At 44.3% G+C, this 12186-nt stretch carries 8 protein-coding genes; 1 reads left to right on the forward strand and 7 read right to left on the reverse strand.

Annotation, left to right across the window (positions count from 1 at the left end):
- Window positions 1-230: 230 nt before the first annotated feature.
- Window positions 231-2585, forward strand: coding sequence for a heavy metal translocating P-type ATPase (locus BUB28_RS10460; RefSeq protein WP_081373482.1), 2355 nt, complete (start codon window positions 231-233; stop codon window positions 2583-2585).
- Window positions 2586-2771: 186 nt separating this feature from the next.
- Here BUB28_RS10460 and BUB28_RS10465 read toward each other — a convergent pair whose 3' ends face one another.
- From BUB28_RS10465 to BUB28_RS10495, 7 genes are all read right to left on the reverse strand, one after another.
- Window positions 2772-3728, reverse strand: coding sequence for a TIGR03943 family putative permease subunit (locus BUB28_RS10465; RefSeq protein WP_072951256.1), 957 nt, complete (start codon window positions 3726-3728; stop codon window positions 2772-2774).
- 23 nt (window positions 3729-3751) lie between these two features.
- Window positions 3752-4915 carry a CobW family GTP-binding protein gene (locus BUB28_RS10470; protein WP_072951258.1) on the reverse strand — a complete coding sequence of 388 codons (1164 nt, stop codon included), beginning with the start codon at window positions 4913-4915 and terminating at the stop codon, window positions 3752-3754.
- 242 nt (window positions 4916-5157) lie between these two features.
- Window positions 5158-7242 (reverse strand): elongation factor G, encoded by a 2085-nt coding sequence (fusA, locus tag BUB28_RS10475; RefSeq protein WP_072951260.1) that lies wholly within the window; start codon window positions 7240-7242, stop codon window positions 5158-5160.
- A gap of 108 nt (window positions 7243-7350) precedes the next feature.
- Window positions 7351-8898, reverse strand: a complete 1548-nt coding sequence (locus BUB28_RS10480) for an oligosaccharide flippase family protein (protein WP_072951262.1) — start codon at window positions 8896-8898, stop codon at window positions 7351-7353.
- 204 nt (window positions 8899-9102) lie between these two features.
- Complete coding sequence (locus BUB28_RS10485; protein WP_072951264.1) at window positions 9103-9864, reverse strand: zinc ribbon domain-containing protein; 762 nt, start codon at window positions 9862-9864, stop codon at window positions 9103-9105.
- Window positions 9865-10099: 235 nt separating this feature from the next.
- On the reverse strand, window positions 10100-10843 hold the full coding sequence (locus tag BUB28_RS10490; RefSeq protein ID WP_072951265.1) for a type 1 glutamine amidotransferase: 744 nt from the start codon (window positions 10841-10843) through the stop codon (window positions 10100-10102).
- Complete coding sequence (locus BUB28_RS10495; RefSeq protein WP_072951267.1) at window positions 10840-12177, reverse strand: Mur ligase family protein; 1338 nt, start codon at window positions 12175-12177, stop codon at window positions 10840-10842. Before BUB28_RS10495 ends, BUB28_RS10490 begins: the two co-directional genes overlap by 4 nt.
- Between the last annotated feature and the right edge of the window lie 9 nt (window positions 12178-12186).

The raw sequence follows: 12186 nt of genomic DNA on the forward strand, positions 1-12186 counted from the left end.
TAGTATTCTGAAACTATAAAGGAATTTGCCTGTTTTACGTGATTTTTCGATATAAAAACAGGCTTTTTCCGTTAACCGCAGTTAACAATATAGTATCCATGATACAGAAATTATATCACCTATCGAAAAAAATTGCAATAAAAACTGCTCAGACTATTGACAAATACGTTTTTTTATGATATATTAAACATATGAACAAGTATTCATATGTTTGAAAGGACGGTGACCATATGGAGAAGGTATTTTCCATATCAAATCTTGATTGCGCCCATTGCGGTGCAAAGATTGAGGAAGCTATCAACAAGCTTGAGGGTATTGAGTCCGCTGTTTTAAACTTCCCCATGAAAAAGTTCAAAATAAAGGGTGAACTTACCGATGAACTTATCACTGAAATAAACAGAATCGCATCTTCAATAGAAGCAGGTGTAATCATCTCCCCTATTGAAAAAGGAAAAAAATCACATTCACATCATCACCATGAGCACGAGCATCATCATCACCACGATGAGGAGTGCGGCTGCGGTCACGACCATGAACACGAGCATCATCATCACCACGATGAGGAGTGCGGCTGCGGTCACGACCATGAGCATGAACATCATCACCACGACGAGGAGTGCGGCTGCGGTCACGACCATGAACACGAACATCACCACCACCACGATGAGGAATGCGGCTGCGGTCACGAACACGAGCACGAACATCACCACGAACATTCTCATGAGCATACTCACGAAAGCGGTGAAATGTCACATGAAATAATATCTCTTATAATAGGTGTAGTTCTTTTTGCAGCAGCTGTTATCAGCGGAAAGCTCATTGATATAAAGCCGCTGACTATCGGTCTTTATGTGGCAGCTTATCTCATACTTGGATTCAATGTGCTGAAAGCCACCTTCAAAAACCTTAAAAACAAGAATTTTTTTGATGAAAACTTCCTTATGACAATTGCCACTATCGGCGCATTTGCACTTGGTGAATACGCAGAGGCTGTCGGAGTTGTACTATTCTTCCGTATAGGCGAGCTTTTTGAGGATTATGCAGTATCACGCAGCCGCAAGGCAATAACAGATGTTGCAGCATTTAAGGTCAAGGAAGCTGATGTGCTCATAGACGGTGAATTCAGACGAGTTGATGCAGATGACATAAATGTTGGCGATATCCTCCGCATAAAGCCAGGAGAAAGAATAGCTGCTGACGGTATCGTTGAATCAGGCGAATCAAGAATAGATACCTCCGCAGTAAACGGAGAGCCTGTACCGCTGACGGTCCGCATCGGTGATAAAATACACTCAGGCTGCATAAACCTTTCAGAAACGATCACGCTGAAGGCTACAGCCGCTGCCGATGACTCTATGATAGCTAAAATCGCTCAGGCTGTTGAGGACGCATCTGCAACAAAGCCACATATAGACCGTTTTATCACACGCTTTGCAAAGGTATATACACCTATTGTTATCGCAATAGCACTTCTTACGGCGATAGTCCCCTCTCTTATCACAGGCGACTGGAGCAAATGGGTATATTCCGCACTGACATTCCTTGTAATCAGCTGTCCCTGCGCACTTGTCCTCAGCGTACCACTTGCATATTTCTCAGGCATAGGTGCAGCTTCAAAGCTCGGTATACTTTTCAAGGGCGGAAACGCTATAGAAGCACTTGGCAAGGTAAAGGCTATTGCCTTTGACAAAACAGGTACACTCACAAACGGAAACTTTACCGTAACAGAAATAAAAACATACGGCAGCATGGATCACGATCAGCTTCTTTCCGTATGCGGAAGCTGCGAACAATACTCCACTCACCCTGTTGCAGAGAGTATCGTTGAATACTGCCGCCGCAATGGTGCAGAGCTTAAAGAAGCAGAACGCTCCGGAGAGATCGCAGGCCGCGGAGTTTCTGCAGTGATAAGCGGCAAAAACGTACTTTGCGGAAATGAAAAGCTTATGTCCGAGAACAATATCGCAATCAATGATAAAGATGATCCTCTCGGAAGCGTAGTTTATATCGCAATAGACGGCAGTATCGAAGGCAGGATAATCGTTTCGGATACCGTAAAGAAAACATCAGCTGAAGCGATCAGTAAGCTCAACGCTATGGGAGTCAGAACAGCGATGCTCACAGGCGATAAGTCCGAAAATGCCGCTGCAATTGCAAAACAGCTTGGTATCGGCTACGGAAAGGGCGACCTTCTCCCCGACGGCAAACTCAGAGAGATCGAAACTATCCGCAAAGAATACGGTGCAGTTATGTTCGTAGGCGACGGCTTCAACGACGGTCCTGTACTTGCAGGCGCAGATGTAGGCGGAGCAATGCACAGCGGCTCCGATCTTGCACTTGAAGCTTCCGACGCAATATTTATGAATTCCGAGCCCGACGCAGTAGTCAAGGCAAAGAGAATATCCGACAAGACTATGCGCATCTCTATGGAAAACATCATCTTTGCTCTTGCTGTAAAGGCTGCTGTCCTCATACTCGGACTTATCGGACACCCTAATATGTGGCTGGCAGTATTTGCAGATTCAGGCACAGCAATGCTGCTTATCCTTAATTCTATCAGAGTTCTTAAAACAAAAAATTACTGATGCTATAACATTCAGAACCTACGAATTCAGTGAACTCATAGTAAAAGATCAACAGTATTTTGTTCAAAGAAAGACAAAATAAGCATTTTAGATATAATCTTTCAAGTTATTGACACATATTTCAACACTATGTTGAAAGTGCAGTTAAAAAGTAATGCTCCCTTTTAAAGGGAGCATTTTTATTTATCAATAGAATGTAGCAACAGGCTGTTCTGGAGCTTCTGCTTTCTCTATGCTCTCAACATAGAGCACAGGACCTTTTCCGCGGTAAAGCTTATGCTTCTGAACACTTATCTTGCCTGAAATGGTTATCCATTCCTTATTTGGCGGTTCATTGCCGCTGTCGTCCTGAGCCACCAGCCAGCAGTACTGAATATCCTCAACACAGCAGGTCATTATATGACGGCCCACAGCATAGGTATTCTCGGGAAATTTGTTATTCTTGGCAGTAAGAGCCTTGAATGTCATCTTCTTGCCGTCGTACTTCATAGGCTCGTCCATGATATCACGATACCAGAGTGCAAAATCCTTGTCCTCGATAGTTATTTCGTCAGCCTCAACATCAAAAGGCAGCGGATCCTCGATATCATCGTAAGCAACTCTGCCGTCTGTATACTCATAAACTATCTCGGCTCTTCTGCTTACTCCCCTGACTATTTTATGGAACTCATTCGGGTCGAATTTCTCCTCAAAGCGGTTGAAGCACACCATTTCGGTATTATTGAACTTATCAACAACAAGACTTCTCATGTTTGCGTTGTAGTTCATAAAAGTAGAAGCGTCAACAAAGCACATTACCTGTGCGATAGTAGTCTCATCAGGCATAGCCTTGAAGAACTCGTCCATAGTCCACATACCGTTGTACTCAACAACAATACGCTCTGCACCGCTCTCCCTGAGGTACTTTGTGAAGTTTTCCTCAGTAAAATCAGACTTATCCTCTATGACCTTTATAGTGATATTCTTCTTGGGCATCTTTGAGATATCAAACTCCTCGATACCCTCCTCGCAAACAAGAAGCAGAGTTTTTTCGCCCTTGTTGAAGCGTTTGTCCTCAAGAGTTTCCTGTATGAACTTTGTTTTTCCCGACTCCAAAAAGCCGAGGAAAAGATATATCGGTATTAATTCGTCCTGATTAGGCACGTTTTACAGCTCCTTTCGGTTTATCAGGCTTTGAAAAGCTCTGCAATAGCTTCCTCGTTTATCTTAGAACCGATAACACAGAGTCTGCCGATAGTGCTTGCACTTCCTGTACGAACATCGGGCACACCCGGAACATAGTCATAGTGTATCCACTTGCCGTCAGCTCCTGCAACGATACCCTTTGCACGGAGTATCATGCCGTACTTTTCTTCATTGCCGAGAGCTTCAAGTGCGGACTGTATCTCCTCGGCAGTGTATGTCCTTGTAGTTTCTCTGCCCCAGCTTGTGAACACTTCATCGGCATGGTGGTGGTGATGATGCTCATGATCGTGGTCATGGTCATGGCAGCCGCAGGTGCAGTCAGGACCGTGATCGTGGTGATGCTCGTGTTCATCGTGATCGTGGTGGTGATGTTCATGCTCATCGTGATCGTGGTGATGATGCTCATGCTCGTCATGGTCGTGATCGTGACAACCACAGGTACAGTCTTCATCGTGATCGTGGTGGTGATGCTCATGCTCATCATGGTCATGGTGGTGATGATCGTGATGTGCAGCCTCTTCAAGAAGCTCCTTCAGCTCGTCGTCAAGTGTGTTCTTCTGAGTCATAGCATCAACAAGCTGCTTTCCTGTGAGCTCGTCCCACTCTGTAGTAACGATAGGAGCAGCAGGATTTTTCTCACGGAGGCTCTTTACGCACTCGTCAAGCTTATCCTGTGAAAGTCCGCTTGTATGGCTGAGAATGAGACAGCTTGCATATGTTATCTGATTATCAAAGAATTCACCGAAATTCTTCATATACATCTTATACTTCTTGGCATCAACAACAGTTGTAAATCCGTCAAGCTCTAAGTCATGAGCATTGATGTTCTGAACTGCGCGGATAACGTCGCTGAGCTTGCCAACGCCAGAAGGCTCGATAAGGATACGGTCGGGAGCATAGTCTGCAAGCACCTTTTCAAGAGCCTTGCCGAAGTCGCCAACAAGACTACAGCAGATACAGCCCGAGTTCATTTCGGTTATCTCAACGCCTGCGTCCTGCAAAAAGCCGCCGTCAATACCGATCTGACCGAACTCGTTCTCGATCAGGACAAGCTTTTCGCCCTTATAGCCCTCCTGTATGAGCTTCTTTATAAGAGTGGTCTTTCCTGCACCAAGAAAGCCTGAGAAAATAGTGATCTTTGTCATGTGAACAACACTTCTTTCATAAAAATAGTTCAAGCTATATTATATCACATTGACAAAAATAAATCAAGACCTGAATAGACATAAAAAGCGCATCTCACAGGACATAATTATCCTGCGAAACACGCTGTTTTATCATATGGCGGCAGGATTGTCAATACAAAATCTCCTGCCAATGAAAAATTAATATATTATTAAAATTTAGGGAGACTCTTTTCAAAGAGTCTCCCTGTTGATATTGCTTTTTAAGCTTCATCAGCACCAACTGCCGAAATGACCTCTGTAAGAAGGTTTGCAGGGAGCTGCTCATATCTTACGAAATCAAGAGTAAAGCTTCCGAGACCTCTTGTTGTCTGACGGAGATACATTGCGAAATCGTGCATCTCACGCATCGGCACCTCTGCCTGTATCATGGTATTTCCGTTGCCAACAGGCTCCATACCGAGAACTCTGCCTCTGCGCTTGTTGAGCTCGCCCATGATATCTCCTGTATTTTCATCGGGAGCAACGACTTTAAGCTCGCCGATAGGCTCCAGCATTACAGGATCAGCCTGTCTCAGACCTTCCTTGTATGCGATAGAAGCGGCAGTCTTGAACGCCATTTCCGAAGAGTCTACAGGATGGTAAGAACCGTCAACCAGTATAGCCTTCAGACCAACTACAGGGCAGCCTGCAAGAACGCCCTTCTTGACTGACTCCTCAAGTCCCTTCTGAACTGCGGGGAAGTAATTCTTAGGTACAGCACCGCCGAATATCTTCTCCTCGAATATGAGAGTATCGCTTACGCATGGCTCAAACTCTATCCAAACGTCACCGAACTGACCGTGACCGCCTGACTGCTTCTTGTGTCGTCCCTGAACCTTTACCTTCTTGCGGATAGTCTCCTTGTAAGCTATCTTAGGAACTGTAAGGTTGACCTCAACGCCGAACTTGGATTTGAGCTTAGCAGCAGCAACTTCGATATGCTGCTCGCCGAGACCGCTGAGAATCTGCTCCTTTGTGGTCTCGTCCTGCTCATATGTGAGGGTAGGATCCTCCTCGATAAGACGCTGCATACTTGATGAGATCTTAGCCTCATCGCCCTGAGCCTTAGCCTTTACAGCCATTGAGTAGCATGGTCTCGGGAATTCCATATTTGCGAATTCAACAACTCTTGAAGAGTCTGAAAGTGTATCGCCTGTATTTGCGGAGATCTTTGAAGCAACAACTATATCGCCTGCATATGCAGTCTGTACCTCTGTCTGTTTCTTTCCGCAGAGATTATAGAGCTTGCCTATCTTTTCTGCGCCGCCTGTTGTAGAGTTGATGACCTCACAGTTAGCGGAAAGCTTGCCTGACATAACTCTTATAAATGACATCTTGCCTACGAACGGGTCTGCAACTGTCTTGAAAACGAAAGCTGAGAGCGGATCACTTACCTCACACTTTACCTCGGTAACGTCCTTTGTAGCTGTGTAAGCCTCAGCAGCATATACCTCATTAGGTGACGGGAGCAGCAGCTCTATCTCCTTGAGAAGCATATCTATACCTGCAAGATCAACAGCAGATGTGCACACAACAGGAGTGATGACACCTCTGTTCATACCGTCGTGGATACCGTCGATAAGCTCCTTCTGAGTGAAAGCCTCGCCCTCGAAGAACTTCTCCATAAGCTCCTCTGAGGTCTCTGCAACAGCCTCTGAAACAGCAGCAACAAGTCCGTCAACACGGTACTCAAACTTTTCAGATATCTCGGCTGTAGGCATATCTGTCTCGATAGCATTGCCCTTAGCGTCGTATTTATAGCACTTCATCTCAATGAGATTTACGTACTCAACGATCTGACCGTTGCTGATAACGGGAACAACTACAGGGCAAACTGTTGGACCGAAAACAGTTTTCAGCTCAGTGAGAACGTTGAAGAAATTAGCGTCCTTATCGTCTATCTTAGTAACGACGAACATCTTTGACTTACCCTGCTTTACAGCCTCCTCATAAGCCTTTCTCGCACCGACCTTAACGCCTGATTTAGCAGAAACGGTTATCATTACTGTATCGGAAGCTCTGATACCTTCGATCATTTCGGCTGCGAAGTCGAATAATCCAGGTGTATCAAGCAGATTTACTTTAAGATCATTATATTCAAAAGAAGCAAGAGCAGTACCTATTGAGATCTTTCTCTTGATCTCCTCCGGATCATAATCGCAAACTGTTGTGCCGTCAGCAGTCTTACCAAGACGGTCGGAAGCTCCTGCCTTGTAAAGGATCGCCTCTGCAAGAGAAGTTTTTCCTGAGCCGTTGTGGCCTGCAAATGCTATGTTTTTCACCTTGTTTACATCATATTCTTTCATGGTAAAGTTTCTCCTCTTAAATGGTTTATCCGCTTTTGATGTACGGCATATCAATATTATAATTCATTAATAAAAAAATTGCAATACTAACAGAAAATTTTCTACATTTTACAATACAGACTTATCCATACGTTGTGCAGTATCTACAAAAACTTCTTCTGCTGTTTCATCAAATAGGCGAACTTTTCCCAATGAGCAGAAAATTGCGAAATAAGCAGCTCCCCAAAGCAGAGTGAAAACTGTAATTGAAAAAACGCTTTTAACTGCTATTTTACAGATATCAAGGCATATTCCCACTGCCCACATCGTAACAGCCGCAAGTATAACAGGAAACAGAAATGTTCCACAAAGTTTCCGTTCCGCACCTGTTATACTTGTTATCCTGATGAAACGGGCACAGTTCCCGAAAATATTGCTTGCATAGTAAGAAATAACGATCCCGTAAAACCCGATACGCGGTATAAGTATCAAAACAGCCGCTATCCTTATTATATATTCTATTAGGTAATTCATAGACGAAAAGCTTTGCATTCCCATACCCTTTATAAGAGCTTCAAGGACTATCTCCATATAAATAAACGGCACAACAGGAGCAATAACGGTTATCATTTTACCAGCAAGCTCACCGCCTCCGAGAAGCTCCCCTATCCTACCGCCGAAGTGCATGAGCACAGCCGCCGAAAATACCGAAAACATAAGTGTCCATGAACTGAGCTTTTCGGTAAGTGCCTTTATCCTTGCTTTATTGCTTGCAGCTTTAGCTCTTGCTGCTTCGCTGACGATTATCCCCGACATAGAGCACAGCACCACAGACGGAAAAAAAAGCGTAGGTATGACTATTGCTTCAAAAACTCCGAATTTGCTGAACGCATCACCTGCCGAGTCGCCAAACTGCCGCAGACATATAGGTATAAGCGCGTCATTTGTGCTGCTCAATACCGCAGTAAGTACGCTTCCACCCATAATAGGCATAGAAAAAGCCATATACTGCCGAAAAGAAAGACTGCATCTGCCCTGTCGCCTTTCATGCAGCTTAACATATGCCCCACCGAAAAAAATAAGCGAAATTCCGTTCCCTGCTATTATTCCCCATATCATTATCCTGCATACCTGATCCTCTGTGGAAGCCCCTGAAATAAGCGTCATAAAAACTATCACCGCGCATTTTGTCAGGAACTCCGCAATATCACCCACAGCCGTTACAGAAGCCCTGCGGCAGGCGTTGAAATAGCCCTTCAGACAAGCCGAAACAGCACCTGTAACAAGTGCAGCAGGCATAAGCCGCAGAGTTGCTGTCAGGTGTGCGCCGCTGAAAAAGCGCAGGCTTATTGTCTCGGCAAATATCACAACTGCCGCCGAAACAGTAAAGCTCAGCAAAATACACAGCCTAATACCATATGTAAGTATTTTATTTGGATCACCGTTTTTTCTGCCCAATTCCTCGGAAACAAGACGGCTGGTGCACAGAAAAGCATTGCCGTTTGAAAGGATGCCTGCCAGACCTAAAAACGAACCTATCAGACTGAGTATACCCATTGCAGATGTACCCAGCTGTCTTGTTATAAAAACATTCAGCAGCAAAGCTGCCATATCAAGAAAAAGCTGCATCAAAGTCAGCAGAAACGTATCACGCAATATCTTACTTCTGAATATCATAACGCCCTCCAATATGTACTTCTACATTTTATGGGACATTATTACTTAAAATGACAAAACGGACAACAAAAGCTGTCCGTTATCAATATCAAACAAATTTTTACATTCTGATTTATGCAGATATACAAAGTTCAGAAAAACTTTTCTGATAATCAATGGTTTCCCGTTGTTTTTTGCCATTTTTTTGCCCTATTACAGAAGGCGTTATCTTTTCCTGTAAGCAATAAGCTCAGGAGCTTCTCCGTCCTTCCCATAAGTACAAACAAGCAAAAAATCCTTATTTGCAAGTATACCAAAGCAGCGTTCACTGCCCTCACATTCCAGCTGATTACCGAGGTAGGTAGCATTATCATCAAGGAATTTCACAGTACTTCCATTGGGCAGCTTATAAGCAAGATTTACATAGCCTCCCACAAGAGCATTGAGCTTCTCAACTTTCGGCATACCCTTGATGTTCAAAGCATTGAATTCATCAATAAGCTGCTTTTTGAACTCCTCGAACTTGCCGCCGTCTTCGAGTTCCTTATGCTGCTTCCAGTAATCAAGTTTAGGGAGCATATCCTTCATATGTATACGTGCCTGTTCCTCAGAAAAGCCATTGGCAGCCATATGCTTTACGCAGACATTGATAAGGTCGTCCATATCGTGATAGGTATAATTTCCGTCGGCATAGCACCATTTGCAATAGCTCTCATTGAAAGAACCGTCGGTCTCCTTGCTGATAAGCGAGTCCTCCAGCGGCATACCGCAGCACTGACAGATAAGCTTTCTCGGAGAACCTAAAATTGTATTTATAGACACTCCGAAAATTCCAGACAGCAGCTTGAGAGTCTCGGTGTTTGGCAGTGTTTCTCCTGTTTCCCAGCGTGATACAGCCTGACGGGTAACAAATACCTTTTCGGCGAGCTCCTCCTGTGACAATCCGTGACTGTTTCTGAGTTCAAGTATTATGTTTTTGGTTTCCATGTTTATCACCTCTGATGTTATTATAACATAATCTCAGAAAAAAACAAGCAACTGTCTGTTGCTTGTCTTACGTTGCAAATAGAATTATCGTGTGTAGGGGCTGCCTTTGGGAGTCCGTTGTTCACGTTGCAAATAAAATCAGCGAATTGTAGGGAACACCGCCCTCGGCGTTCCGCAATTACAGCGTAAAAAACAGCTAACTGCTAAGGGCGCACACTGTGCGCCCCTACACTACTTACTTTTTAAGAAGTCTGTCCAGCATAACCTGTCTGCACTGCTTTTCAAGTTCATCATCAAGAGCTTCAAGAGCGATATGCTCATTCTCTCCCCTGTTTATGCAGTACTCTATCATATAGTCTGATATCTCGGGATTTTTTGACAGACAAGGACCGTGTAGATAAGTTGCGATAACGTTTTTCTCGCAGTACCCCTCAGCCTCGCTCTTTGAGCAGTTTCCGTTTCCATAAAGAACCTTACCGAATGGAGTTTTTACCCCCTGAGTCTGACCGCCGTGATTTTCAAATCCAACTACCTTCACAGGCTTGCCTGTAAGCTTTGTTTCAATAACAATATTTCCGATACAGCGTTTTCTGCGGCTGTTCGGAGCAACTGTGAAGTAATCGAACAGTCCCAGACCCTTTATATCGTTGCCGTCAGCATCACGGTAGTACTTACCCATAAGCTGATAGCCTCCGCAAATGAGAAAAAGAAATGTTCCGTTTTTGTAAGCCTTTACGATACCGTCCCTGCATTTTAACAGGTCTGCGGAGATATGCTGCTGTTCAAGGTCAGCACCTCCGCCTATGTAAATAAGGTCATATGCGCTGAAATCAGGCATTTCCGAGTCGATAGAATACTTATCTATCTGACACTCTATACCGCGCTTTTTACAGCGGAAAGCCATGACCTCCATGTTTCCGCTGTCGCCGTAAAGGTCAAGCATATCGGCGTACATATGAAGAATTCTTATAGTTTTCATTTGTTACCTCCATGCTTAGCGATATAGCGTTTAAGGGCAGCCCTTGTAGGCTGAACGGCTGTATAGTTTGCGATAATGAACTTTCGGCTCTCAGTTGACGCAAGCTCCTCAACAGCCTTGTCAAGGTCGGGACGCACAACTATTTTCGCAGGGTCATAGCCTGCTGTCTTGATACGTACAGCTATATCATAGGCTCTTGTACCCGATGTAACAACTCTTGTTACACGCTCGAAGATGCTGAAATTGATATCATAAATCCATGATACATCAAGACCGTCCGCAATATTGTCGTTGAGCACGAAAAGAAGCTCCTTTTCGCCCTGCATCTCGTTCATTACACGCAGAGTCATATTAGCACCGACAGGGTTTTTGGCAAGATTAAGAGTAGCCTTGCTCTTACCCAGCATAAAGTTTTCCATACGTCCGTTTTTAACGGTATAGCTGTTGATGACTCCGTCTGTTATCTTCTGCTCGATATTATAAAGCTTAGCCGCAGCTGCAACAGCCGTCATATTATAAACATTATAGATGCTGTTGAGCTTTGGCGAATAGGTATGACCGTCCGCTGTGAATACAGGCTTTTCAAGGTCGATATCCTTAGCCGTTATATAGGGCTCGTAATCGCCGAAGCTGCACTTCTTACAAATGAACTTACCGATGTGGGAATACTGATAGTATTCATACTCCAGAGGCTCACCGCAGAACGGGCAGAAACGCCCCTCAGAGGCTTCAAATATCTTCTTTGTTGCAAAGGCATATGGCTCTGCATGGAAGTATTTCACGTTCTTATTCTTTGGATTTGCTCTGCCAAGTCTGGCTGTATTCGGGTCGTCACCGTTGAGGATAAGATTACCCTCAAAGGTCTTGCAGAAGCCGTTTATCTTCTGGATAAGTGTTTCCATTTCGCCGTTTCTGTCAAGCTGGTCACGGAAGAAATTCAGCACGACCAGCGTATCAAGTTTGAGCTGTGAATATACCACAGGTACGTGAGACTCGTCCGTTTCCAGTATAAGGTAATCAGCCTTGACTTTTCCCGACATATCGCAGTATTTCAAAAGCATAGAACATATGCCCGTATCAAGGTTGTTGCCCTCCTTGTTTATGATTATCTTCTTGCCGCTCCTTTCAAAAAGCTGTGCGATACAGTTTGTAACGGATGTCTTTCCGTTAGTACCTGTAATCGCGATTATAGGGCAATCCACCTTAAACATGGAAACCGCCTTGTGCCGTGACAGATGCCACAGCACGATACCCGGCAGATTTCCTGCGTTACGGTGAAGAAGCTTCAGAAGCTTTACAATAATTTTTCCGATGATTATGAGAAGTCGTTTCAATTTCGTCCT

This window comes from Ruminococcus flavefaciens, assembly GCF_900143025.1.
Classification (GTDB): domain Bacteria; phylum Bacillota; class Clostridia; order Oscillospirales; family Ruminococcaceae; genus Ruminococcus; species Ruminococcus flavefaciens_I.